25 protein-coding genes and 1 riboswitch are annotated in these 23,256 nt (G+C 70.1%); of the genes, 9 read left to right on the plus strand and 16 right to left on the minus strand.

What is annotated here, in order from left to right; all coding sequences use genetic code 11:
• Positions 1–42: 42 nt before the first annotated feature.
• The 4 genes from AB0H49_RS25450 (at position 43) to AB0H49_RS25465 (ending at position 3,501) form a co-directional block, all read left to right on the plus strand.
• A complete protein-coding gene (locus AB0H49_RS25450) occupies positions 43–798 on the plus strand; it encodes an SDR family NAD(P)-dependent oxidoreductase (protein WP_357254883.1) in 756 nt (251 codons plus the stop codon).
• 7 nt (positions 799–805) lie between these two features.
• The gene (gene cbiE, locus AB0H49_RS25455; RefSeq protein ID WP_357254885.1) at positions 806–2,053 is read left to right on the plus strand and encodes a precorrin-6y C5,15-methyltransferase (decarboxylating) subunit CbiE; all 1,248 of its coding nucleotides are present in this window, start codon (positions 806–808) and stop codon (positions 2,051–2,053) included.
• Positions 2,054–2,149: 96 nt separating this feature from the next.
• On the plus strand, positions 2,150–2,755 hold the full coding sequence (locus AB0H49_RS25460; RefSeq protein WP_355002553.1) for a hypothetical protein: 606 nt from the start codon (positions 2,150–2,152) through the stop codon (positions 2,753–2,755).
• Positions 2,752–3,501, plus strand: coding sequence for a cobalt-precorrin-6A reductase (locus tag AB0H49_RS25465; RefSeq protein WP_357255116.1), 750 nt, complete (start codon positions 2,752–2,754; stop codon positions 3,499–3,501). Before AB0H49_RS25460 ends, AB0H49_RS25465 begins: the two co-directional genes overlap by 4 nt.
• On the opposite strand, the gene AB0H49_RS25470 is transcribed toward AB0H49_RS25465, so the two are convergent.
• The 5 genes from AB0H49_RS25470 to AB0H49_RS25490 all read right to left on the minus strand — a co-directional run bounded on the left by AB0H49_RS25470 (position 3,502) and on the right by AB0H49_RS25490 (position 7,785).
• A complete protein-coding gene (locus AB0H49_RS25470) occupies positions 3,502–4,026 on the minus strand; it encodes a PadR family transcriptional regulator (RefSeq protein ID WP_355002554.1) in 525 nt (174 codons plus the stop codon).
• A gap of 70 nt (positions 4,027–4,096) precedes the next feature.
• Positions 4,097–4,702 carry a helix-turn-helix domain-containing protein gene (locus AB0H49_RS25475; RefSeq protein ID WP_355002555.1) on the minus strand — a complete coding sequence of 202 codons (606 nt, stop codon included), beginning with the start codon at positions 4,700–4,702 and terminating at the stop codon, positions 4,097–4,099.
• A 50-nt stretch (positions 4,703–4,752) separates the two neighbouring features.
• Complete coding sequence (locus AB0H49_RS25480; protein ID WP_357254888.1) at positions 4,753–6,429, minus strand: precorrin-2 C(20)-methyltransferase; 1,677 nt, start codon at positions 6,427–6,429, stop codon at positions 4,753–4,755.
• Positions 6,426–7,061, minus strand: coding sequence for a precorrin-8X methylmutase (locus AB0H49_RS25485; protein ID WP_141810222.1), 636 nt, complete (start codon positions 7,059–7,061; stop codon positions 6,426–6,428). Before AB0H49_RS25485 ends, AB0H49_RS25480 begins: the two co-directional genes overlap by 4 nt.
• Positions 7,062–7,347: 286 nt before the next feature.
• The gene (locus tag AB0H49_RS25490) at positions 7,348–7,785 is read right to left on the minus strand and encodes an Lrp/AsnC family transcriptional regulator (protein ID WP_355002557.1); all 438 of its coding nucleotides are present in this window, start codon (positions 7,783–7,785) and stop codon (positions 7,348–7,350) included.
• A gap of 129 nt (positions 7,786–7,914) precedes the next feature.
• Here AB0H49_RS25490 and ddaH point away from each other — a divergent pair, with 129 nt between their 5' ends.
• Entirely contained in the window at positions 7,915–8,757 is an 843-nt protein-coding gene (gene ddaH / locus AB0H49_RS25495; protein ID WP_357254891.1) for a dimethylargininase, read from the plus strand.
• Between the two features lie 82 nt (positions 8,758–8,839).
• Here ddaH and cobG read toward each other — a convergent pair whose 3' ends face one another.
• Entirely contained in the window at positions 8,840–10,018 is a 1,179-nt protein-coding gene (gene cobG, locus AB0H49_RS25500; protein WP_357254893.1) for a precorrin-3B synthase, read from the minus strand.
• A 222-nt stretch (positions 10,019–10,240) separates the two neighbouring features.
• Positions 10,241–10,362: riboswitch (cobalamin riboswitch) on the plus strand.
• Positions 10,363–10,391: 29 nt separating this feature from the next.
• Between cobG and cobN the strand changes: the two genes are divergently transcribed.
• Positions 10,392–14,048, plus strand: coding sequence for a cobaltochelatase subunit CobN (cobN, locus tag AB0H49_RS25505; RefSeq protein WP_357254895.1), 3,657 nt, complete (start codon positions 10,392–10,394; stop codon positions 14,046–14,048).
• A gap of 322 nt (positions 14,049–14,370) precedes the next feature.
• Complete coding sequence (locus tag AB0H49_RS25510) at positions 14,371–14,880, plus strand: hypothetical protein (protein WP_357254897.1); 510 nt, start codon at positions 14,371–14,373, stop codon at positions 14,878–14,880.
• A 650-nt stretch (positions 14,881–15,530) separates the two neighbouring features.
• On the opposite strand, the gene AB0H49_RS25515 is transcribed toward AB0H49_RS25510, so the two are convergent.
• The gene (locus AB0H49_RS25515) at positions 15,531–15,980 is read right to left on the minus strand and encodes an SgcJ/EcaC family oxidoreductase (RefSeq protein ID WP_355002561.1); all 450 of its coding nucleotides are present in this window, start codon (positions 15,978–15,980) and stop codon (positions 15,531–15,533) included.
• Positions 15,977–16,108, minus strand: a complete 132-nt coding sequence (locus AB0H49_RS25520) for a hypothetical protein (RefSeq protein WP_355002562.1) — start codon at positions 16,106–16,108, stop codon at positions 15,977–15,979. Before AB0H49_RS25520 ends, AB0H49_RS25515 begins: the two co-directional genes overlap by 4 nt.
• A gap of 218 nt (positions 16,109–16,326) precedes the next feature.
• On the opposite strand from AB0H49_RS25520, the gene AB0H49_RS25525 reads away from it, so the two are divergent.
• Positions 16,327–16,881 carry an ATP-binding protein gene (locus AB0H49_RS25525; protein WP_357254900.1) on the plus strand — a complete coding sequence of 185 codons (555 nt, stop codon included), beginning with the start codon at positions 16,327–16,329 and terminating at the stop codon, positions 16,879–16,881.
• Positions 16,882–16,923: 42 nt separating this feature from the next.
• Here AB0H49_RS25525 and AB0H49_RS25530 read toward each other — a convergent pair whose 3' ends face one another.
• Genes AB0H49_RS25530 through AB0H49_RS25540 form a run of 3 tightly spaced genes read right to left on the minus strand, consistent with a single transcriptional unit; the run spans position 16,924 to position 18,848 of the window.
• Positions 16,924–17,355, minus strand: coding sequence for an arsenate reductase ArsC (locus tag AB0H49_RS25530; RefSeq protein WP_357254902.1), 432 nt, complete (start codon positions 17,353–17,355; stop codon positions 16,924–16,926).
• Positions 17,356–17,385: 30 nt separating this feature from the next.
• Positions 17,386–18,477 (minus strand): ACR3 family arsenite efflux transporter, encoded by a 1,092-nt coding sequence (arsB, locus tag AB0H49_RS25535; RefSeq protein WP_357254904.1) that lies wholly within the window; start codon positions 18,475–18,477, stop codon positions 17,386–17,388.
• Positions 18,474–18,848, minus strand: coding sequence for a metalloregulator ArsR/SmtB family transcription factor (locus AB0H49_RS25540; RefSeq protein ID WP_357254906.1), 375 nt, complete (start codon positions 18,846–18,848; stop codon positions 18,474–18,476). The genes arsB and AB0H49_RS25540 overlap by 4 nt, the downstream gene beginning before the upstream one ends.
• Positions 18,849–19,005: 157 nt before the next feature.
• Here AB0H49_RS25540 and AB0H49_RS25545 point away from each other — a divergent pair, with 157 nt between their 5' ends.
• Entirely contained in the window at positions 19,006–19,176 is a 171-nt protein-coding gene (locus AB0H49_RS25545; RefSeq protein ID WP_355002567.1) for a hypothetical protein, read from the plus strand.
• Between the two features lie 72 nt (positions 19,177–19,248).
• Here AB0H49_RS25545 and AB0H49_RS25550 read toward each other — a convergent pair whose 3' ends face one another.
• The 5 genes from AB0H49_RS25550 to AB0H49_RS25570 are packed head-to-tail and all read right to left on the minus strand — an operon-like array spanning position 19,249 to position 23,210.
• Positions 19,249–20,298 (minus strand): ABC transporter ATP-binding protein, encoded by a 1,050-nt coding sequence (locus AB0H49_RS25550; protein ID WP_357254908.1) that lies wholly within the window; start codon positions 20,296–20,298, stop codon positions 19,249–19,251.
• A complete protein-coding gene (gene modB, locus AB0H49_RS25555) occupies positions 20,295–21,107 on the minus strand; it encodes a molybdate ABC transporter permease subunit (RefSeq protein WP_355002569.1) in 813 nt (270 codons plus the stop codon). Before modB ends, AB0H49_RS25550 begins: the two co-directional genes overlap by 4 nt.
• Complete coding sequence (locus tag AB0H49_RS25560) at positions 21,104–21,502, minus strand: TOBE domain-containing protein (RefSeq protein ID WP_355002570.1); 399 nt, start codon at positions 21,500–21,502, stop codon at positions 21,104–21,106. Before AB0H49_RS25560 ends, modB begins: the two co-directional genes overlap by 4 nt.
• A gap of 52 nt (positions 21,503–21,554) precedes the next feature.
• Positions 21,555–21,818 (minus strand): helix-turn-helix transcriptional regulator, encoded by a 264-nt coding sequence (locus AB0H49_RS25565; RefSeq protein ID WP_357254911.1) that lies wholly within the window; start codon positions 21,816–21,818, stop codon positions 21,555–21,557.
• A gap of 54 nt (positions 21,819–21,872) precedes the next feature.
• Entirely contained in the window at positions 21,873–23,210 is a 1,338-nt protein-coding gene (locus AB0H49_RS25570) for a hypothetical protein (protein WP_357254913.1), read from the minus strand.
• Positions 23,211–23,256: the final 46 nt, after the last annotated feature.

A 23,256-nucleotide genomic window follows, 5' to 3' on the forward strand; every position in this document is an offset into this window, starting at 1 on the left:
GGGGCTGGTCGGCGTCGTGAGCCGGGATGACAGACTGAGCGCATGGGTAAGCGAGGGATCGCCGCGGGTTCGGTTCTGGTACTCGGCGGACGCAGCGAAATGGGTCTCGAGATCGCCGAGCGCCTGGCTCCGGGCCGGGTGGTGATCCTCGCGGCGCGACGCAGCGACGACTTGGCGGCGCAGATCGCGACCGTCGAACGGGCCGGGGCGGTCGCGGTGCACGCGGTGGAGTTCGACGCCGACGACACCGGCGGTCACGCCGTGCTGTTGGAGAAGATCGCCGCCGAGCACGGACCCATCGGCGTCGCCGTCTTGGCCTTCGGCATCCTCGGCGACCAGGCCCGCGCCGAGCGCGATCCCGAACACGCCGTCGCCGTCGTGCACACCGACTACGTCGCCCAGGTCGGCGTGCTCACCACTCTCGCGAATCTGCTTCGCGCGCAAGGCCAGGGCCAGATCGTCGTCTTCAGCTCCATCGCGGGCGCGCGCGTGCGCCGCGCCAACTACGTGTACGGCTCGGCCAAGGCCGGATTGGACGGATTCGCCAGCGGACTCGCCGACGCGCTGCACGGCAGCGGCGTCCACCTCCTGCTGGTGCGTCCGGGTTTCGTCATCGGCAGGATGACCGAGGGCATGGACCCCGCGCCGCTGTCGAGCACGCCCGGTCAGGTGGCGGACGCCGTCGTCGACGGGCTGCGCCGCCGAGCGGGCAAGATCTGGGTGCCCCGCGCCCTCGGCCCGGCCGCTGTCGTGGCGCGCATGGTTCCGCAGTTCCTCTGGCGGCGGATGCCTCGATGAGCGCGAGGTGACCGGCACTTGGCAAGGCTCCCCGATCGCGGTGGTCGGGATCGGAGCCGACGGATGGGACGGGCTCGGCACCGCGGCACGGGACGCGGTGGCCGCGGCCGAGGTGATCTTCGGCTCCGAGCGACAATTGGCATTGGTGCCAACGCATCTCGATGGAGACCGGCACGCATGGCCCTCGCCGCTGCTCCCCGCGCTGCCCGGACTGCTCGCCGAGCACGCCGCGCGCCGAATCTGTGTACTCGCCAGCGGCGACCCGATGTTCTACGGCATCGGCGTCACGCTGGCCCGCCTGTTCGGGCCCGCGTCCCTGCGGGTGCTGCCGCAACCGTCCTCCGCGTCGCTGGCGTGCGCGCGTCTCGGCTGGGCGCTGGCCGAGACGCCGGTCGTCAGCGCGGTGGGCCGCCCCGTGGCAGCGGTTCTGCCCGACTTGGTCGACGGCAGGCGGCTGCTGGTGCTCAGCGCTGACGAGACCACCCCGGCCCGGCTGGCGGAACTTTTGCGAGACAACGGATTCGGTGGATCGAGCCTCACGGTGCTCGAGCAGCTCGGCGGGCCGTCGGAACGTCTGCGAACCGCCACCGCGGCATCCTGGGATCTCGACGCGGGCGACCCGCTGAACATCGTCGCCGTCGACTGCGTCGCCGATCCGGCCCGCACCCGCGTCACCCGGTTGCCCGGACTGCCCGACACCGTCTACGGCGGCGACGGCCAGCTCACCAAGGCCGAGGTGCGGGCGTTGACCCTGGCCGCACTGGCCCCAGCGCCGGGTGAACTGCTGTGGGATGTCGGCGGTGGCTCGGGCAGTATCGCCATCGAATGGTGCCGAACGCATCCCGCGTGCCGCGCAGTCACTTTCGAGCGGCTGGAGCGGCGCAGGGAGCAGATCACCGCCAACGCCACCGCGCTGGGGGTCCCGCACGTGCGGGTGCGCGGCGAGGTGCTCGCCGAGCTGGCCGCCGAGCACGAAATGCCTTCGCCCGATGCCATTTTCGTCGGCGGCGGGGTCACCCAGGCTGGCCTGCTCGAGACATGCTTTGCCCATCTGCGCCAGGGTGGCAGGCTGGTCGCGAACGCCGTCACCGCCGAATCGGAAGCACTGCTGGTCGCCATGGCCGCCGCGCGGGGCGGTGAGCTGCGAAAGTTCCAGATCTATCGGGCCGAGCCGCTCGGCGGCTTCACCGCGTGGCGTCCCCAGCTACCCGTCGCGCAGTGGACGGTCGTCAAATCGGTTCAGGGTTCACCCTGAAACCTCCGATGCGAGGGTGAAACACGTGCTTGTCAGCGGGTAGGGTCGGGCGCGAGATCCACTCGTTATCGGAAAACCGATTCCATGGGGAGATACATGAAGTACAAGAAGTTCGCCGCTACCGCTCTCCTGGCCATCGCCGCCACCGGCGTAACCGCGGGCACCACCTATGCCGCACCGGCCGAACCCCCTGTCGCCCAGGAGCAGACCGCGCTCGCGGCGCAGGGCCAGGACCAGGGCGTCGGCTATACCGCGCGACTGGCCGACGCGGGCAAGTCCATCGTCACCACCGTGACGGGCGGCGCGTTCACCCTGGACGCGGACGGCAAGTCCGTCACGCTGAAGAACGACGCGGGTGAGGTCGTCACGGCCATTCCGCTCGCCGCGCGGGAGGCCAGCAACGGCGCGCCGGTGGAGATCGCCGCCGCGATCGACGCCGACGGTCGGTCCCTGACCCTGACCCCGAAGGCCGATGTCGTCGCCGTGCAGGACATCGGCGCGCAGGAATGGTTCTTCGCCGAACTGCAGCGCGCCTCGCTCGGCGCCGCCGTCGGCGCGGTGATCGGCGGCCTGATCGGTCTGCTCGGTCTCGTGGTCGGCGTCATTCCCGGCGCCATCATCGGCGGTGTGATCGGCCTGCTCGTCGCGGGCGGCCCCTCGCTGCTGAACGCGGGCATCGCCTACTTCAGCGGTCAGCCCTGAGAACTCTGATCCTGGGCGGCACCGCCGAAGCGCGGGAGCTGGCCCACATCGCTTCCGGCGAGCGAGGATTCGACATCGTCTCCTCGCTCGCCGGTCGTGTTCGCGACCCGCGATTGCCGGAGGGATCGGTCAGAATCGGCGGCTTCGGCGGCGTCGCGGGTTTACGGGAGTGGCTGGAGGCCAACGGGATCGACGCCGTCATCGACGCCACTCACCCCTTCGCGGGCACGATCACCGCGAATGCCGCTGCCGCCGTGCGTGGTTCGGGCGTACCGCTGGTGCATGTGCGGCGGCCGGGCTGGACCGAGGTGGCGGGCGACCGGTGGATTCGCGTGCCAGATCTCGCGGCCGCTGCTCGCGCGCTCCCGGACCTCGGCGAGCGCGTATTCCTCACCATCGGCAGGCAGGGCGTGGGCGCGTTCGCCGGACTCACGGAACAGTGGTTTCTGATCCGCGCCATCGACCCGCCGGAAACCGAGCTGCCCCCGAACCGTGAAGTACTGCTCGCCCGCGGACCTTTCACAGTGGACGAGGAATCCCGGCTGCTGGCGCGGCACCGCATCGACGTGCTGGTCACCAAGGACAGCGGCGGTGACCGCACCTACGCCAAACTGGCCGCCGCTCGGGCGGCCGAGCTGCCCGTCGTGCTGGTCGACCGGCCGCCACTGCCCGCCGGAGCGGAGGTCGTCGAGACTGTGGCCGAGGCCTGGGAATGGTTGCGGGACAAGGCATCCGGCGTGCGCTGATCAGCGCCTGAGCAACTCGGGCAGCCGATCGAACCAGGCCAGCACCGCGCGCTCGTAGCCGATGCCGAACTCCAGCGTGGCCCGCTGGTGCGGCCGCAGGGTGTCGCACTCGTCCTTCAGGTAGCGATCGAGGCGGCGCTGGTGCACCTGGCGGTTGGCGGCGATGATCCGATCGAGGTGCTCGGGGTCGACATGGTCGCCGAACGACATGGTGAGCAGCAGCGGCACCCGGATCGTTTCCGCACCGGGATCGCGGGTGACCCATTCGAGAAAGGCCTCGCGGCCCGCGTCGGTGATCCGGTAGGGCGTGCGATCCCGCGCCCCGGTCTCGCCCTTGGCGACCAGCCCGGCGGCGTCCATCGCGGCCAGCTCGCGATACACCTGGCTCTGGGTGATCGTCCAGAAATCGCCGATCCGGTCCTGGGCGAGCGTCACCAGGTCCCAGCCGGACATCGGCCCCTCGTGCAGGAAACCGAGCAGCGAGGCGGCCGTCGAATTCAGCGGTTTGCGCCGGGTCGTCGTCATCGGAGGATCCCTTCTCGACGTTCCATAGTGGAATGTTAGCGGAACGACCGCGCTGTCCGCGTTCGGGTTCTCAATCGCTTCGTCGCGCGGCGTCCGGTCCGGGTACGCGCCGGAGTAGGTGCTCGAGCAGGTCGGTCGCCGCCTCGTTGGAGTGAACGCCGGCCACCATACTCTGGGTGAGCGCGGCGGCGGCGAGCACGATGACGGTGGCGTCGAGCTCGGCGTCGGCCGAGTCGCTCGCCCGGCGCAGCTGGTCGGCGACCGCGGCGATCAACCATTGTGTGCCGCCCAGGGTTTCGTCCGCGGTCAGACCCGACCCGGCGAGCATGGCGGCTTGGAAGGCGCCGAGCACCACGGTGTCCTGGCGCCGCTGCTCGTTCATCGGCAGCAGTTCCTCGAGCATCGCGTAGATGACGTCGCGCGGAGCGGCCTGCTCGCCCAGCGCGGCGAATCGCTTGGCGAAGCGATCGCCCGCGTCCGCGCTCACCGCGAGGTGGGTGGCGCGCAGGAAGTCCTTCTTGGTGCCGAAGTAGTACTGCACCAAGCGCACCGAGATGCCTGCCTCGGCGGCCACCGATTGGAACGTGGCGGACTCCAGTCCGCCGCGCGCGATGACCCGCCGCGCGGCGTCGGTGATCTCCCGTCTGCGCTGCTCGTGGTCCACCAGCCGCGGCACAACGGTCTCCTTTCGTCCTCGCGAAGAGACTTATGGTAGGTCGTCGCGAGTCAGGGACGGTGGTAGCGCCGCGAGGTGTAGACGCGAGTGCCGTGCGCGGTCTCGACCGTCGCGGTGGTGGACGCGCCGATGATCAGCAGGGTGCGCATGTCCACGTCGGCCGGATCGAGATCGGCGAGCGACACCACCCGGACCGACTCGGTGGGCCCGCCGACGTCGCGGCCGAGTACCACCGGGGTCTCCGGTTTGCGATGCTCCAGCAGCAGATCGCGCATCGCGCCGACCTGCCAGGTGCGCTGCGAGGACGCCGGGTTGTAGATCGCGATCGCCATGTCGGCCGCCGCGACGGCCGAAAGGCGTTGCGCCACCACCTCCCACGGCTTGAGCCGGTCGGAGAGCGAGATCATGGCGTAGTCGTGGCCGAGCGGCGCGCCGACCCGGCTGGCCACGGCATTGGCCGCGGTGAGGCCGGGGAGCACCCGCACCGGCACGTCCTGCCACTGCGGTTCGGCGGATTCCTCCAACACCGCCGCCGCCATCGCGAACACCCCGGGATCGCCGGAGGAAACCACCGCGACTCTCGCGCCACGCTTGGCCAGATCCAAAGCCATGGCGGCGCGTTCGGACTCCACGCGATTGTCGCTGGCGTGCCTGCGCTGGCCGGGACGCGGCGGGACGCGGTCGATGTAGGTGGTGTAGCCGACGAGATCGGTGGCGGCGTTCAGCGCCTCGCGCACCTCGGGGGTCGTCCAGTCCGGCGAGCCGGGGCCAAGGCCGACGACCACGACCTCGCCGATCGAATCCGCCTGCGCTGGTGGAGCATCGGAGTGCGCGTTCGCCGTAGTCGAATCCGCTCGAGCCAGCGGTGCGGCGGCGTCTTCGGCGGCCGGGTCGGAGGCGCTCGCCGAGGTCGATACGCCGGTCGAGGCGGCCGTCGCTTGGCTCACTTCGACGGCGGAGCGTGCTTCGGTGCTCGCGGCGGAACTTCTCGGCAGCGGCGTCGTCGGTCGCGGACCCGGCACCAGCGTGATCGAGAAGTAGGGCACGTCGGCGTCGTTCACCTCGGCGGCGGTGCGCACTCGCTCGCGGTCGGTGCTTGCCCGCTCCACGTAGTAGGCGTCGTCGAGTCGTCCCGCGTCCGAGAGTGCCTGCCGCACACCGGGATACGTGCGGCCGAGCTTCATGATGGCGGCGGCATCGGTATCGCGAAGGCGGCGGGTGAGTTCCTCGGTCGGCATGGTGCCGGGCAGCACCGTCAATACCTGCTCGCCCTCCACCAGCGGGGTGCCGAGCGCCGCCGACGCCGCGCTCACCGAGGTGATGCCCGGAACGATCTCGGCCTCGAAGCGATCCGCCAAACGGCGGTGCATGTGCATGTAGGAGCTGTAGAACAGCGGATCACCGGCGGCGAGCAGGGCGACGGAGCGACCCGCCGCCAGGTGCGCGGCCAGTCGTTCGGCGGCCTGTTCGTAGAACTCGTCGATCGCGCCCTGATAGCCGCCGGGGTGGTCGGTGGTCTCCGTCGTCACCGGGTAGACGAGGTGCTCCTCCAGTTGGCCCGGCCGCATGTAGGGCGCGGCGATGCCGCGCGAGATGCTGCGCCCGTGCCGCGCGCTGTGGAAGGCGATCACATCGGCCGCCGCGATGATTCGCGCCGCCTTGACGGTCACCAGTTCGGGATCGCCCGGCCCGAGTCCGATACCCCAGAGTTTGCCCGGTGTGGTCATTCCGCTTCGCTCGCAATCGCGTTCAGTGCCGACGCGGTGATGGCGCTGCCGCCGCGCCTGCCGCGCACCGTCAGGTATTCGACGCCGCCGTAGGCCGCCAGCGCGTCCTTGGACTCGGCGGCGCCGACGAAACCGACGGGGATGCCGAGGATCGCGGCCGGGCGCGGGGCGCCCGCGTCCAGCATGTCCAGCAGGTGGAACAGCGCGGTCGGCGCGTTGCCGATGGCGACGACCGCGCCGTCCAGCCGGTCACGCCACAGCTCCAGCGCCGCCGCCGAACGCGTATTGCCCAGTGCCGCGGCCAGTTCCGGCACCCGCGGGTCGGCGAGGGTGCAGATCACCTCGTTGTCGGCGGGCAGTCGCTTGCGCGTGACGCCGGAGGCGACCATCTGCGCGTCGCAGAGGATCGGCGCGCCCGCGTGCAACGCCGCCCTCGCCGCCGCGACGACACCGGGGGAGAAGGCGATGTCCTCGGTCAGATCCACCTGTCCGCAGCCGTGGATCATGCGCACGACCACCCGCGCCACGTCCGGCGGGAAGGCGCTCAGGTCCGCCTCGGCTCGGATCGTCGCGAACGACTGCCGATAGATCTCGGCCCCGTCGGTGAGGTAGCTGGTGCGCACGTCGGACATGGCGTCCACCCTAGGACGCGGCCGGGGGAGTCCGCCCACAGCCCCGGGATGTCGGAGCGAGGGCGGAGGTATGGCCACGCAGGGACGTGTCGAACCGTGAGGCAGGTATGCCGCGGGTCGGCCAGATCGGCGGGGGAGTCCGCCCCGAGGTCCCGGAATGTCCGAAACGGGGACGGAGGCGCGCCCAACTCGGGGTGGGCGGACGGGGCAGGCGAATGACCTGCCGATGGCCGGAATGGACGCGCAGGTATGCGCCGAACGGTGGAGCGGGCGTGCGGGTCGCGGGTCAGGTGCGTGGTCGTTCGAGGATGCGGGACATGACGATCGCGCTGCGGGTGCGCCCGACGCGCGCGTTCTCCCTGATTCGCTCCACCGTCGACTCGATCTCGGCCATGTCGGTGGCCATGACGTGCACCAGCGCGTCGGCCTCGCCCGCGATCGTCCACACACCGACCACCTGCGGGATCGGCTCCAGGCTTCGGCGCAGTTCGGCCGGGGTGATGTTGTCGCGGTAGTACACCTCGACGTAGGCCTCGGTGGTCCAGCCCAGCGCGGCCGGGTTCACCAGCGCCGTGAAGCCGGTGATCTGACCGCTGGCGACCATGCGGTCCACCCGGCGTTTGACCGCGGGCGCGGAAAGCCCCACCGCGGAGCCGATCTCCTGGAACGAGGCGCGCGCCGAGCGCAGCAGGTGGCCGAGAATCTTGCGGTCGGTATCGTCCATCACAGCCCTTCCTCCGTGACGCAATGATTCGCCGTTCTACCGTCGATTTGCGCAACGATTCGGCGTTCCGGACGCAATGCTAGGCCCTTTACCTTCGTGGCAGCCGTATTCCTCACTCCGGGAGCCACGATGACCTCAGTAGCTACCCTCCAGACCACCGAGCCCGCCCCCGCACGCCGACCCGTGCCGCGCCGGTTCGTGATGTGTCGCCCCGACCATTTCGACGTCCGGTATTCGATCAATCCGTGGATGAATCCGGACGCGCCGGTGAACCGCGCGCTGGCGCTCGCCCAGTGGGACGACCTACGCGCGACCTTCGAGCGCCATGGTCACCGGGTCGACGTGGTGCCCGGCGAACCGGGTCTGCCCGACATGGTGTTCGCCGCCAACGGCGGACTGGCCGTCGGCGACCGGATCATGTCCGCGCGCTTCACCCACCCCGAACGCGCCGCCGAGGGTCCCGCCTTCCACCGCTGGTTCGCCGGACGCGGCGTGGACGTCGCGGCGGCCGCGGAACTCAACGAGGGCGAGGGCGATTTCGCGTTGATCGGCGGCCGATTCCTGGCGGGCACCGGCTTCCGCAGTTCCGCGGCGGCCCACCGCGAGGTCGAGCTGCACTTCGGAATCCCGGTCGTCTCACTGGAATTGGTGGACCCGCGGTTCTATCACCTGGACACCGTCTTGATGGTTCTCGACGAGTCCACCATCGCCTACTACCCGCCCGCCTTCGACGAGACCAGCCGCACCGTGCTCGCGGGCCTGTTCCCGGACGCGGTCGAGGCGACCGACGCCGACGCCGCCGTTCTCGGCCTGAACGGGGTGTCCGACGGGTATCACGTCTTCCTCAGCCCGCACGCCACCGACCTCGCCGCCGCCCTCCGCGCCCGCGGCTACCTTCCGGTCCCGGTGGACGTCTCGGAGTTGCTGAAGGCGGGCGGCGGAATCAAGTGCTGCACGCTGGAATTGCACTGAAGGCGGGCGGCGGGATAAGTGCCGCGCGCGCGAACCGGCCTCGCCCGGTCCACCTGACGTCGGTTCGGGCGCTATCGCGTGCTCAGTCGACGCGGTAGCCGTCGGGAGTCGCCACCACATCGGTGACCTCGCCGCGCGGGCGGCCACAACGGCGGTCGCAGCCGGACCAGTGCTGACGTCCCGCGACGGTGACTTCCTCGGCGGGGATGTTGTCGCCCGCGCTGTCGGTCGACGAGCTGTCCGCCAGGACGCGGCCGGATTCGACTGCCGCGGTGACGTCGGCGCGTACGTCGGTCAGCGACTTCGCGCAGCCGGGCTGTCCGGCGCACGCGCTGACGTGCAACCACGGCGAGGCGGCGTCGAAGATCAAGCCCATCGGCGCGAGCACGCGGACCACCTGTTCGGCGGCCCACTCCTCGAGGTCCGCGACGATCAGACTGCGCCACGGCGTGATGATCACCGGGCGCTCGATCGCCGCGACGAATTCGGCGAGTCGCGCGTCGAGCGCGCCGAGCCGGACGCCCGCGCCGAGCGCGACCGAGCCGTCGTCCTGGTCGAGCCAGCCGATCGGAACATCCTGGGCCGCAGTGATTTCCACGCGCTCCGTGCCGGGCGTCAGACCGATCGACTCGATGATCCTCGCCGGACCGTCCGCGACCTCGTGCAGCCGCCACTGGCCCGAACTCACCTCGAGAAAGCCCTCGGCGGCGGCAAGCACGCTATCGACGGCCTCCGCTTTGGTGACGCGGATGCCGGTGTCGGCTCCCGCCAGCAGCAGCGCGAACTCGTCGGGGCCGACCGCGTGGACGCCGATGTCTCCGTCCAGACCGCTGACATCGCCGCGGCCGTCGTCGAGCGTGAACAGCACCCGTCCCGGCAGTTCCGCCAGCCGGGGCGTCGCGCACAGCCGAGCGTCGAGATCGCCGACCAGCCCGCGCACGTCCGCGAGCCCGCCGACCCGCCCGGACAGCGGCGAGGCCACGATGTTCCGCACGCGCTCGTGCGTCCGGCTCGGCAGCAATCCCGCCGCCGTCAGATGTGCGGTCAGCGCCTCCGCGTCGCGCACCTGACGCAGCTGAAGGTTGCCGCGCGAGGTCAATTCGATCGCGCCGTCGCCGAACTCGCTCGCCGCGGTCGCCAGGGCGAGCACCTGGTCGGAGGTGAGCCGTCCACCGGGCACCCGGATGCGCGCGAGCGGTCCGTCGGCGGCCTGATGCAGCCGCAGCACGCCGGGGCAGGAATCGGGGGCGGTTCGAGTCATAGCTCCTTCAGCCTACGTGCGCGGGCGTGCCCGAACCCACGGGCGGGAGTTCGCCCTGCGCGCGATGCCGAGAACGACGCGGCCAACGGCACGACCCGCAGCTTCGGCGGTAGCTACGACCTCGGCATCGAGCGCACGCCCGCAGGCTCGCGGACCGACCGGCTCCGCTCTTTCCTCGCTGCCAGCAGACGGCGACACCGACCGCTCCGGAACCGGGCGTGCGGCGGGCCACGCCATGCCGGGTACGCTCGGCGTGCTCGGCGGCGTCGAGGAAACCGGTGCAATTCCGGTGCGGTCGCGCCACTGTGAACAGCCAGACCCTCTCCGGCGAGCACCACACCCCGATGGGCGCGTCACCCGAGGAAGGTCACCCGTGATCCTGCTGCTGTCCACGTCCGACACCGATCTGCTCAGCGCGCGCGCCAGCGGCGCGGACTACCGGCTCGGCAACCCCGCCCGCCTGCTGGTCGACGACCTGCCTGGATTGCTGGACGGGGCCGATCTCGTGGTCGTCCGCATCCTCGGCGGCAAGCGTGCCTGGGAGGACGGGCTCGCCGCGCTCCGCGACAGCGGTGTGCCGATGGTCGCGCTCGGCGGTGAGATCGCGCCGGACGCCGAGCTCATGGAATGCTCGACGGTCCCGGGCGGCGTCGCGGCCGACGCGCACAACTACCTGGCCGCGGGCGGTCCGGAGAACCTGCGCCAGCTGCACAACTTCCTGTCCGACACGGTCCTGCTCACCGGCCACGGCTTCGCGCCGCCGGTGCAGCTGCCCAGCTGGGGCGAGCTCGAGCGCGTCGCCCGCCACCCGGCGCCGGTCGCGGGCCTTCCGACCGTCGCGGTGATTTACTACCGCGCCCAGCATCTGGCCGGCAACACCGGCTACGTCGACGCACTGTGCGCGGCGATCGAGGACGCGGGCGCGCGACCGCTGCCGCTGTACTGCGCTTCGCTGCGCACCGCCGAACCCGAGCTGCTGAACACGCTGCGCCAAGCCGACGCGCTGGTCGTCACCGTGCTCGCCGCGGGCGGCACCAAGCCAGCCACCGCGTCCGCGGGCGGCGACGACGAGGCATGGGACGTCGGCGCGCTCGCCGAACTGGACGTGCCGATCCTGCAGGGCCTGTGCCTGACCAGCGGCCGCGCCCAGTGGGAGGACAACGACGACGGCCTCTCGCCGTTGGACGTGGCGACCCAGGTGGCCGTGCCGGAGTTCGACGGCCGCATCATCACGGTGCCGTTCTCGTTCAAGGAGTTCGACGCCGACGGCCTGTCCACCTACGTCCCCGACCCGGAGCGGGCCGCCCGGGTCGCGGGCATCGCGACGCGCTACGCCCGGCTGCGCCACATCCAGCCCGCCGAGAAGCGACTGGCCGTGATGCTCTCCGCGTATCCCACCAAGCACGCCCGCATCGGCAATGCCGTCGGTCTGGACACGCCCGCGAGCGCCATTCGGCTGCTCACCGAATTGCGTTCCGCCGGTTACGATCTCGGCGAGTCGGGGGAGATTCCCGGTTTCGAAGAACGGGACGGCGACGCCCTGATCCACGCGCTCATCGCGGCGGGCGGTCAGGACCCGGACTGGCTCACCGCCGAACAGCTGGAAGGCAACCCGATCCGCATCGGCGCCGCCACCTACACCGCCTGGTTCGACACCCTCCCGGAAGACCTGCGCGAGGCCGTCGTCGAGGCGTGGGGTCCGCCGCCGGGTGAGCTGTACGTCGACCGATCGGCCGACCCGAAAGGCGAGATCGTCATCGCCGCACTGCGTTTCGGCAACGTGGTGCTGATGGTGCAGCCGCCGCGCGGCTTCGGTGAGAACCCCGTCGCCATCTACCACGATCCCGATCTGCCGCCCAGTCACCACTACCTGGCCGCCTACCGCTGGCTGGCCGCGCCGGAGACGGCGGGCGGTTTCGCCGCCGACGCCATGGTGCATCTGGGCAAGCACGGCAACCTGGAGTGGCTGCCCGGCAAGACGCTCGGCATGTCGGCCTCGTGCGGCACCGACGCGGCGCTGGGCGACCTGCCGCTGATCTACCCGTTCCTCGTCAACGATCCCGGCGAGGGCACCCAGGCCAAGCGGCGCGCGCACGCCACCCTGGTCGACCACCTGATCCCGCCGATGGCGCGCGCCGAAAGCTACGGCGACATCTCGCGATTGGAGCAGCTGCTCGACGAGCACGCCAACATCTCCGCGCTCGACCCGGCCAAGCTGCCCGCCATCCGCCAGCAGATCTGGACGCTGATGCGCGCGGCCAAGATGGACCACGACCTCGGGCTCACCGAACGCCCCGACGAGGAGTCCTTCGACGACATGCTGCTGCACGTCGACGGCTGGCTCTGTGAGATCAAGGACGTGCAGATCCGCGACGGCCTGCACGTGCTCGGCCAGGCGCCCGCGGGCGACGGCGAACTCGATCTGGTGCTCGCGATGCTGCGCGCGCGGCAGCTGTGGGGCGGCGAGGTGTCGGTGCCCGGACTCCGAGAGGCACTGGGGCTGAACGAATCCGGCGACGAGGCGCGCGAGCGGGTCGACGTGATCGAGGGTCGCGCGCGCGAGCTGCTCGGCGCGCTACAGGCCGCCGACTGGTCGGTGGACGCGATCGACGGACTGGTCGCGCGATTCGCCGACACCCTCGTGCCCTCGGGCGCGGCGGCCATCGGCGGCGCGGAACCGGGTACGGCCGGTGCGGTGCGCGCCGTACTGCGCTTCGCCGCAACGGAAGTGGTGCCGCGCCTGCGCGAGACCGGCGTCGAGATCGAGCGGGTGCTGCACGCGCTGAACGGCGGGTTCGTCCCGGCGGGCCCGAGCGGTTCGCCGCTGCGCGGCCTGATCAACGTGCTGCCGACCGGCCGCAACTTCTACTCGGTCGACCCGAAGGCGGTGCCGTCGCGGCTGGCCTGGGAGACCGGTCAGGCCATGGCCGAATCGCTGGTCGAACGCTATCGCGCCGACCACGGCGAATACCCGCGCTCGGTGGGCCTTTCGGTGTGGGGCACCTCGGCCATGCGCACCTCCGGTGACGACATCGCGGAGGTCTTCGCGCTGCTCGGTGTGCGGCCGGTGTGGGACGAGGCCAGCCGCCGCGTTACGACTCTCGAAGCGATCCCACTCGCCGAACTCGGCAGGCCGCGTATCGACGTGACCGTGCGCATCAGCGGGTTCTTCCGCGACGCCTTCCCGCACGTGCTCGCCCTGCTCGACGACGCGGTCCGGCTGGTGGCCGAGCTCGACGAGCCCGCGGAGTCGAATTACGTTCGCGCGCACGCGGAGTCGGATCTGGCCGAACACGGCGACGCCCGCCGCGCCACCACCCGCATCTTCGGTTCCAAGCCGGGCACCTACGGCGCCGGTCTGCTCCAGCTCATCGATTCCAAGAGCTGGCGCACCGACGATGATCTCGCGCAGGTCTACACCGCGTGGGGCGGTTACGCCTACGGCCGCGATCTCGACGGCGCACCGGCCGCCGACGACATGCGCTCGGCCTATCGCCGAATCGCGGTGGCGGCCAAGAACACCGACACCCGCGAGCACGATATCGCCGACTCCGACGACTACTTCCAGTACCACGGCGGCATGGTCGCCACCGTGCGCGCGCTCACCGGCAAGAATCCGGAAGCCTATATCGGCGACAGCACCCGACCCGACGCGGTGCGCACCAGGACCCTCTCCGAGGAGACCTCGCGCGTGTTCCGTGCCCGCGTGGTGAACCCGCGCTGGCTGGAGGCGATGCGCAGGCACGGCTACAAGGGCGCGTTCGAGATGGCCGCCACCGTGGACTACCTGTTCGGCTACGACGCCACCACCGACGTGGTCGCCGACTGGATGTACGAGAAGCTCACCGAGAGTTACGTTTTCGACGACGTGAACCGCAAGTTCATGGAACAGTCCAACCCGTGGGCGCTGCACGGCATCACCGAACGGCTGCTGGAGGCGGCCGAGCGCGGCATGTGGTCCGCCCCCGAGGCCGAGACGCTGGACCGGCTGCGCCAGGTGTATCTGGAGACCGAAGGGGAACTCGAGTAGTATCGCGGCGCAGGCGGACCCGGTCGTACTCGGGTCCGCCCCGCCCCCAATTCGTTCGGAATGGCTCCGCAAAACGACGCCTCGGTTTTTATTGCGGCGCATGTCGTTTCATTTCCCGCCGTCGCCGTATTCGTCCGCGAAAAGTCGAAGGGCCGGTGCTGGCAACCCCCCAATTCCTGGGCCGATTCGCTGATCTTGCAACGTAATTCGGTTTCGTCATTCTGTCGACATCGAGAGTGTGGAAGGCGCATCATATCGATGTCCTGAAAGCCGATTCTCGGGGCACACACTATTCGGATCGGCCGGATGATGGGAATTCATCATGATCAAAAAGTTGATAGCGGCAGCGGTGCTGACCATCGCCGCGACCACCGGAATCGCCACCGCGACCGCCAACGGCTCGCCGGGGGGCGTGGTGGCGGGGGTGGACCGCGGCGTCGAGTACACCGCTTCGGTGGCGCCGGATCGCTCGGGGGCGACGCTCACCTTGGCCGCCGGGACCTTCGAGATCGCGCCGGACGCGGTGCTGGTGCACGCGCCCGACGGCACGGTGATCGGCAGCGTGCCGACCACACTGCACTCCGTGACGGGTCAGCTGGTGCGCGTCGCGCCGGTAATCGACGCGAGCGCAACGGAATTGACGCTGACCCCGGTCAGCGCTCCGGCCCAGCCGGAACTGGGGTTCATCGGCGATGCGGGAACGACGATCGCGGGTATCGCGATCGGCTGTGTGATCGGCGCATTGATCGGCGCGATCTTCTTCATCCTCCCGGCCATTCCCGGCTGCATCATCGGAGCGGTGATCGGCGGGATCATCGGCGCGAACGCCTGAGGCGAGCAATCGAGGGGTGAACACTCCTCGCGAACCCGTGGCCCGTCCGGGAAACAACCGGACGGGCCGCATTCGTGCGACGATAAATTCCGGACACGGTGCATTTCAATTTCTCGAAATGCGCCTCGCGGCCCTTTCGCACGCTGCGCAGGAGAAAGGACCGCGGCCAAGCGTCCAAGATGGTGTGAGGAGACCGCGTCGCCGGGGAGGGGCGGCCCGGGCCCGGTTTCTCCGCGCGCATTCCCGCCTTGTACCGGTGCGACCGGCCGTGCGATGGCAGTGATCGCACGGGATGCCGTCCGCTGCGGGGCCGTCTGCCGCAGGTTCGCCGGGGGTCCCGCAGCCGGGTGTCGACGTCGCGGTGAGCAGGCGAAATACCTCGAAATTGGGGGTCTCCAGGTATTGACTAGCGGCGAAAACCGAGGACACTAGATGTACACCGGAACACCGAAGAGTGCCACACAATCGGCGGAGACGTCCAAAGAAAGTACTGGTAACTCGCACAGGATCCGGCTAGGCCCCCGGCAAGCCAGTCGAAGACCAGGGTAATCAGCGACGACTGAAACCCAAGGATTCGATGGAGACTACCGGGGACTGTTCTGTTCGGGGGTAGTTCTCCCTCGCGCGGCCCTCCGACCTGTGGTAACGCCTCACTCGGCCTTCGGGACGAGCGTGTTGTGCCGCGCCGCCGTCCACCAGCGCCCGCCCTCCTTCACCAGGACGTACAGCGCGACCATCGCCGGATCCACATCGATGGGATCGCCTTCCGCCGTGATCGCCCGCGCGGCCTTGTGCGCGACGGCCACATCCGGCCGCAGGAAGACGATGTCGGTCACCTCGTAGCGCGCGTACTCGTCCTTCAGGAATCCCGCCAGCCCCTTGCGGCCCGCCTCCAGCAGCGCATCCCGCCCGGTGATCACCATGCCCACCGCGTTCCCCGCCGACGCGTTCGCGGTGAAGCCGCTGACCATCAGCTCCGCGTCCTTGTTGTTGAAGCCCTCCTCCACATCGGCCACCAATCGCTTGATCGCGGCGATGTCCTCGGTGTGGTCCACGGTCGTGTCCTCGACCACCGGCGATTCGTCTGTCGTTGCGTTCATGATCGACAGCTTGGTACCTGAACAAAGGTTGAGGTCAAGTCCGGCGGGTCGACCGGGTTCGCGGAGGCGCTGACGAAGGTGCCGACCGCGCTGTCGGCGACGTCCGCCTGGTCGGCGATCTCCTGCACGCGGGCCAGGGTGTAGCTCCGGCCCGCGAAGACCGTGAAGCGCTCCGAACGGTGTCCGGAGTTCTTCCAGGCGCAACCCCGGCGCGGGAGACGGCCGCGTGGGCTAGGCCGACCGGCGGGATGGAGCGCGGGTCGAGCGTGCCGAGGATGTGGTGGACTGGAGCGGTGCTGGAGGACCTGGATCGGGTGGAGACGGGCGTGCGGGAACGGTTGCGCGGGTGGCCGACGCGCTCGGTTCTCGCGGGCTGGTGCTGCTGTGCGGATTTCCCGCCTCCGGGAAGTCCACGGCCGCGGCGTATGTGCACGAGCTGACCGGCGCCGTCGTGTTGGACAAGGACCGCTTCGTGCCGCGCCTGGAGGAAGCGGTGATCGAGGCGTTGACCGGCGATCGGCACGACCGCGATTCCGACACCTATCGCGCGCTGATCGCCCCTGGCCTGTACGAGGGACTCATCCGCACGGGGCTGACCGTCGCCGCCGCGGCCCCGGTCGTACTCGACGCGCCGTTCCTGTCCGTCATCCGTGCCGCGCACGCCGCGGGACGCACGCTGGGCGAGCACGTGCGCGCCTATCCGGAATCGGCGCCGTCGATCCCGATCGTCACGGTCTGGCTGGATACGCCCGCCGAGCGGATCCGAGCCCGGATGGTCGCGCGCGGCGCCGACCGCGACGCGTCCAAGCTCGGCCGGTGGGAGGCTTATCAGTCCTCGGTACTCGAGTCCGGGACACGCGATAAGGCTTATGACGCCTGCGATTTCGTCATTCCCAGCTGAGCGTTGGGCCATCGGGGCTTTACCCGGATATGTGATACCCGCTCAGCTGGCAGGGTCGGTGAGCCAGGCACGCGTGGGCAGTAGTTCCGCGACGAGTTCCGCGACCCGGCGACCAATCTCGTCCCGGATCGGCCGCACGGCCTCCACTCCCTTGCCCGCCGGGTCGTCGAGAACCCAGTCGCGGTAACTCACGCCGGGAAATATCGGGCAGGTGTCGCCGCAGCCCATGGTGACGACCACGGTCGAGGTCTCCACCGCGTCGAAGGTGAGGATCTTCGGCCGCTGATCGGAGATGTCGATGCCGAGCTCGGCCATCGCCTCGACCGCGGCGGGGTTGATCGATTCGGCGGGCGCGCTGCCCGCCGAGCGGACCTCGATGTCGGCACCGGCAAGGTGCGTCAGGAACCCGGCCGCCATCTGGGAGCGTCCGGCGTTGTGGACGCAGACGAACAGGACACTGGGCTTGGAAGCCATGGGGGAGCTGGCCTTTCGGGTCGACGCGGATCAGGCGAGCGGGGTCTGCGCCGCGGTGCTGGACGGGAAGCGGTCGCGCAGGGCCAGCGACACATAGACGAGTCCGACGAGCACCGGAACTTCGATCAGCGGGCCGACGACCCCGGCGAGTGCCTGCCCGGAGGTCGCGCCGTAGGTGGCGATCGCGACCGCGATGGCGAGTTCGAAGTTGTTGCCCGCGGCGGTGAACGCGAGGGTCGTTGTCCGTTCGTAGCCCAGGCCCATTGCTGGGCCGAGCAGGTAGCCGCCGCCCCACATGATCGCGAAGTAGGCCAGCAGCGGAATCGCGATGCGCACGACGTCGAGGGGCTGGGAGGTGATCTGCTTGCCCTGCAAGGCGAACAGGATCACGATCGTGAACAGCAACCCATACAGCGCCCACGGGCCGATCCTGGGCAGCAGTGTCGACTCGTACCAAGCGCGGCCCTTCGCGCGTTCGCCGAAGCGGCGGGTGAGATAGCCCGCGAGCAAGGGAAGGCCCAGGAAGATCAGCACCGATTTCGCGATCTGCCACGGCGAGGTGTCGATGGTGGTCTGTTCCAGGCCGAGCCAGCCGGGCAGCACGGACAGGTAGAACCAACCGAGCGCGGCGAACATGATCACCTGGAAGGTCGAGTTCAACGCCACCAGCACTGCGGCGGCTTCGCGGTCGCCGCAGGCCAGGTCGTTCCAGATGATGACCATCGCGATGCAGCGCGCCAGCCCGACGATGATCAACCCGGTCCGGTACTGGGGCAGATCCGGCAACAACAGCCAGGCCAGTGCGAACATCAGTGCCGGGCCCAAGACCCAGTTCAACACCAGCGAACCGATCAACAGCTTGCGGTCACCGGTGACGGTGTCGAGGCGGTCGTAGCGGACCTTCGCAAGCACCGGATACATCATGATCAACAAGCCGATCGCGATCGGCAGCGAGATCCCGTCGACTTCCACGGCGCTCAACGCGTCCCCGAGCCCCGGAATCATTCGCCCGAGCAGCAGCCCGGCGGCCATCGCGACACCGATCCACACCGGCAGGTACCGGTCCAGCGTGGACAGTTTCGCCACGACTCCGTTCTGCGGGGTTCGGGTCTCGGCGCTCAAGGGTTCACCCCGGCGGCGCCGCTCTCGACCAGTAGCACCTCCGAAAGCCTGTGCAGCGCTTCGGGAATCACCCGGTAGTACACCCACGACGCGCGGCGTTCGCTGGTGAGCAGCCCCGCCTCACGCAGCACCTTGAGGTGATGGGAGATCGTCGGCTGGGTCAGATCGATGCCTTCGGACAACTCGCAGACGCACGCCTCCTGCCCCGCGCGGGCGGCGATGGAACTGAGCAGCCGCAGCCGAATCGGATCCGACAACGCCTTGAACACGCCCGCCAACTCGGCCGCCGCCTCGCCGGACAGCGGTTCGCGGACGATCGGCGCGGCCGAGCACGGCTGCACCGGAAGCAAGGGAAGTTCCGACTTCGACATACGCCTATATTGATGGTTGTCTAAATCGGATCGCAAGCAAACATCTGGTGAATGAGGCGGTCCGCACCCTTGCCCGCGGCCGAGTGTTCTCGACCGCGTTGACCGGATTCGGGCTCGCCTCGGCGACCGCGCTCGGCCCGCCAAGGTGCGCGACGGTGTGCGGTTGCGGTGGCGGACCGGCACTGCGACCTTCCTGGACGATGACGACGCGACCGCGCGCCACCGCCTGCTGGGCAAGGGGCGGCCGTTCTATCGGCTCGACGGAATCCTGCTCCGGCGACTCGCACGCGGCGGGCCGATGCTCACCATCCGCATCGACCTGGACTAGCGGCCGCCGCGTAATGGCAGCGCGAGTCGTGGGCGGGGTTCGGCGATGCGACGGCGGCGAGCGTCGCGCGGTTCAGGCCGGATAGCTCCTGACCTCGGTCGCCTTCACCGCCGCCCACAATTCCATCCCGGGCCGCAGCCGGAGTTCGGCGACCGTGGCCGGGGTGATGTCGGCGAGGACCGGTGGGTGGCCGTCGAGGCGGACGCGCGTGGTGTGGGCGTGTTGTTCGATGCCGGTGATGGTGACCGGCCATGCGTTGCGCGGGCTGCCCGCGGGGTGTTCCAGGTGCAGGCCGACCGCGTTCGGCGGAAAGGCGACGTGCACTCGACCGTCGGCGGGTTCGGCGATGGTGAGGACGCCGCCCTCGTCGAGATCGACGACGCCGCCGCGGGCGGTGCCGCGATACAGGTTGAGCCCCACCAGGTTCGCCACATAATCCGAACGGGGTTGCCTGGCGACCTCCGCGGGCGCACCCTGCTGTACGACGCGGCCGTGTTCCAGGATGACGAGCCGGTCGGCGAGCACCATCGCGTCGAGCGGATCGTGGGTGACGAGCACCGTGTGGCCCGGATAGTCGCGCAGATGGTGGGCCAGATCGGAGCGCACCTGGAGCCGGGTGCTCGCGTCGAGCGCGGCGAGCGGCTCGTCGAGCAGCAACAGCCGCGGCTCGGTGACCAGCGCGCGGGCCAGCGCGACCCGCTGGGCTTGCCCGCCGGACAACGCGCGGGGTTTGCGGTGCGCGTACTCGGGAAGGCCGACGCGATCGAGCCATTCGGCGGCGCGCTCACGGGCCGCGGCGCGCCGATGGCCGCGGGCGCGCAAACCGAACGCGACGTTGTCCAGCGCGGAGAGGTGCGCGAAGAGCAGATAGTCCTGGAAGACCACGCCGACCTCGCGGTGCTCGGCGGGCACGAACACCGAAGGCGGTGCGTCCCAGATGTGTTCGCCGAGCCGCACGCGTCCCTCGGTCACCGCGAGCAGGCCAGCCAGCGCCCGCAACGCCGTGCTCTTACCCGCGCCGTTCGGGCCGAGCAGCGCCACCACCTCGCCCGGTTTCGCCGTCAGTGCGAGGTCGAGGGTGAATGTGCCGCGGGTGACGCGGATCTCGGCGTCCAGCGTCACATCGCACCTCGAATCCACCGCTCCCGCAAGGCGGCCAACACGCCCACCGAGACGAGCAGCAGCACCAGGCTCAGCACGATCGCCGCGTCCGGATCGGTCTCCAGCGCCAGATACACCGCGAGCGGCATGGTGGTGGTCTTGCCGGGAAAGCTGCCCGCGAACGTGATGGTCGCGCCGAACTCGCCGAGTGCGCGGGCCCAGCAGAGCACCGCGCCCGCGACGACGCCGGGCAGCACAGACGGCAAGGTGACGCGGCGAAACGCGTACCAGCGGGACGCGCCGAGGGTGGCGGCGGCCTCCTCGAACCGGGGGTCCGCGGCCCGCAGCGCGCCCTCCACCGAGATGACCAGGAACGGCATCGCCACGAAGGCCTCGGCCACCACCACACCCGCCGTGGTGAACGGCAACGAGACGCCGAACCAGTCGTACAGGTACTGGCCGATCAATCCGCGCCGACCCAGCACCAGCAGCAGCGCGACACCGCCGACCACCGGCGGCAACACCAGCGGCACGGTGACCAGCGCCCGCACCAGACCGCGGCCCGGCACGTCGCCGCGCGCCAGCAGCCAGGCCAGCGGAATGCCGAGCGCCAGGCAGACGAGGGTGGCCAGGCTCGCGCACACCAGCGAAAGGCGAAGCGCCTCGGCGACTTCCGCGCTGAACAGGCGCTCCGGCATGGTGGCCCACGGCGCTCGAACCGCGAGCCCGAGCAACGGCGCGACCAAGAAGATCAACCCGCACACCGCGGGCAGCACAAGGATCAGCGGCCGCCGCCCGCGCACCGCCCGTCGCCGCGCGGCGATGGTCACGTCTCCGGAATTTCCACGACGACGTGCGTGGACTTCACCGACGCGACGGCGACGCTGCCGACCTCGAGGCCGAGTTCGTCCACCGATTCGCGGCTGAGCAGCGACACCAGCCGGAACGGTCCGGCCTGCATCTCGACCTGGGCCATCACCGTGTCCTTGACGATGCGGGTCACGATGCCGCGCATGCGGTTGCGCGCGGACGCCGCCACCGTCACCCCCGGCGCGGGCGCCTCGGCGTTGGCGCGCAGGAATTGCGCCAGATCGCGGCCGTCGACGCCCTTGCGGCCGTTGTCGAGTTGGATCGCGGGCAGCTTGCCCTGGTCGATCCACCGTCGCACGGTGTCGTCGCTGACGCCCATCAGGGCGGCCGCTTCACTGATCCGCAGATTCGTCACGAATTGGAGTTTATTGACGTATTCGCGGGAAGGGAAACCCGGGCGGTAGCGGTCAGGCGGATTCGGCGAGCCCAGCGGAGCGCCAGGTGTCGGCCAGTTCCTGGAGCGGGAGTTCGAGCGCCTGGCTCAGTGCCACGACCGTGCCGAAGGCGGGCGACGGCAGGCGACCGGTCTCGATCTTGCGCAGCGTCTCCGGCGAGATCCCCGCGGCGGTGGCGACCTCGGTGAGTTCGCGCTCGCCACGCGCCGCGCGCAGCCGAGCGCCCAAGCGGCGGCCCGCCTCGATCTGGGCGGGTGTCAGCGGCAGGCGAACCATGCGCCCCAGGGTAGGGGCGGTATTTAAATACCGCAAGTTGGCGCGGTCGACGGGTCAGGCCTCGAACAACAGGTACAGCCCGGTGAAGGTGTAGCCGACCATGGTCAGCATCAGCGCGAGCTGGCCGGTCAGTCGGTGCGCGGGCGGGAGCAGCCGAAGACAGCGGTCGTGTGCCGCGGCGACGCCGAGGATGTGACCGGTGAGGACGGCCAGCACCTTGATGCTGGCCAGTACGGCGGGATGGGTGGACAGGATGTACTGCACGTCGAAATCGCCCAGCCACAGGATGTTCCAGCCGCGCTGGAACGGGTCGGCGCACAGGATCAGCGTCGCCTGCCCCTTCTCGACCAGGAAGCTGAGGTAGTGCGCGACAAGGTAGCCCGCCACGATCGGGGTGAGACTGTGCGCGAGCCGAATCGGCAGCAGCGCCCGCTCCGCCCTGGTGACGCCGCCGGTCGCGCGGGTGGCCAGCCGGAAGGCGCCGCCGACAACGGCGATGAACCCGAGCAACCCCGCGGTGCGCAGCAAGGTGGTCAGCAGGGTGGAGTCGCCGCCCGCGCGATCGAGGAAGTCGCGCCAACTCGCGAACATCGAAAAGCTGTCGAACGCGGTCGATCCCAGCAGTGTCGCCGCCACCGCGACCGAGCCGGTGAGCGCGGGCGTGCCCGCGAGATTGTTCAGCGGCCACCGCAGCACCGGGACCCCGGTGTCGCGCCGCGCGTACGGGCTCAGACGCGCCAGCAGACTGCTGTACACCTCCAGCGGGTCGCCGCGCTCGGCCCACGTTGTCCCGAACACCACGAGGCCGACCGTCCCCACGACGAGGTAGCCGAGAAACCACATCGTCACGGCGAGCACCGAACCCGGTTCGGGATAAGCCAATTCCAGCCACACGAACGAGAACAGCCCCAGCGCCGCGGGCAGGCAGCCCCACGATTCCGGGTAGGGCAGCAGCCCGCGCCCCGGCGTCCGCCCCGCCACCCGGCAGGCCAGGCGGTGCAGCGCGCGCACCGGCGAGACGATCTTCCACACCGGCCCCAACACCAGTGAGGCCACCATCACCCCGACCCACAGATAGATGTAGACAATCCCCGGCACGGGATTGTCCGCCGACTCGGCCGCGCCGAAGAAGCCGACCGCGAGGACCGCGATCGCCCCGAGCAGCCCGAGCCCCGCGAGCACCGTCCGCACCGCCGCGGAATCGACCATGGCGCGCGCGAACGCGGGCAGCGCGACGCCCGGCGAGTCCGGATCGAGTCGCGGCTCACGCCACGCGAAGGCCAGCACGGCGAAGGAGAACGTCAGGGCCCACGCGGCGCCGATCAACGCGTAGGACAACGGAATCGGCAGATCGGTCGCACCGGAGATCCCGTGCGCGAGGACCTCGTTCACGACTCCACCTCGCTGGTGCTCGGCTCCGTCGTGCGCGAGTGCGCGC

It is taken from the genome of Nocardia sp. NPDC050713, from assembly GCF_040654315.1.
GTDB lineage: Bacteria > Actinomycetota > Actinomycetes > Mycobacteriales > Mycobacteriaceae > Nocardia.

What these genes read in the sequence shown, in the direction of transcription:
- AB0H49_RS25485 (WP_141810222.1), bottom strand. Translation starts at nt 7,061, where the DNA reads ATGTCCGACGTGCGCACCAGCTACCTCACCGACGGGGCCGAGATCTAT.
- AB0H49_RS25540 (WP_357254906.1), bottom strand. Translation starts at nt 18,848, where the DNA reads ATGTCGAAGTCGGAACTTCCCTTGCTTCCGGTGCAGCCGTGCTCGGCC.
- AB0H49_RS25565 (WP_357254911.1), bottom strand. Translation starts at nt 21,818, where the DNA reads ATGGTTCGCCTGCCGCTGACACCCGCCCAGATCGAGGCGGGCCGCCGC.
- AB0H49_RS25510 (WP_357254897.1), top strand. Translation starts at nt 14,371, where the DNA reads ATGATCAAAAAGTTGATAGCGGCAGCGGTGCTGACCATCGCCGCGACC.
- AB0H49_RS25450 (WP_357254883.1), top strand. Translation starts at nt 43, where the DNA reads ATGGGTAAGCGAGGGATCGCCGCGGGTTCGGTTCTGGTACTCGGCGGA.
- ddaH (WP_357254891.1), top strand. Translation starts at nt 7,915, where the DNA reads ATGACCTCAGTAGCTACCCTCCAGACCACCGAGCCCGCCCCCGCACGC.
- AB0H49_RS25490 (WP_355002557.1), bottom strand. Translation starts at nt 7,785, where the DNA reads ATGGACGATACCGACCGCAAGATTCTCGGCCACCTGCTGCGCTCGGCG.
- cobG (WP_357254893.1), bottom strand. Translation starts at nt 10,018, where the DNA reads ATGACTCGAACCGCCCCCGATTCCTGCCCCGGCGTGCTGCGGCTGCAT.
- AB0H49_RS25480 (WP_357254888.1), bottom strand. Translation starts at nt 6,429, where the DNA reads ATGACCACACCGGGCAAACTCTGGGGTATCGGACTCGGGCCGGGCGAT.
- AB0H49_RS25515 (WP_355002561.1), bottom strand. Translation starts at nt 15,980, where the DNA reads ATGAACGCAACGACAGACGAATCGCCGGTGGTCGAGGACACGACCGTG.
- AB0H49_RS25460 (WP_355002553.1), top strand. Translation starts at nt 2,150, where the DNA reads ATGAAGTACAAGAAGTTCGCCGCTACCGCTCTCCTGGCCATCGCCGCC.
- AB0H49_RS25530 (WP_357254902.1), bottom strand. Translation starts at nt 17,355, where the DNA reads ATGGCTTCCAAGCCCAGTGTCCTGTTCGTCTGCGTCCACAACGCCGGA.
- AB0H49_RS25470 (WP_355002554.1), bottom strand. Translation starts at nt 4,026, where the DNA reads ATGACGACGACCCGGCGCAAACCGCTGAATTCGACGGCCGCCTCGCTG.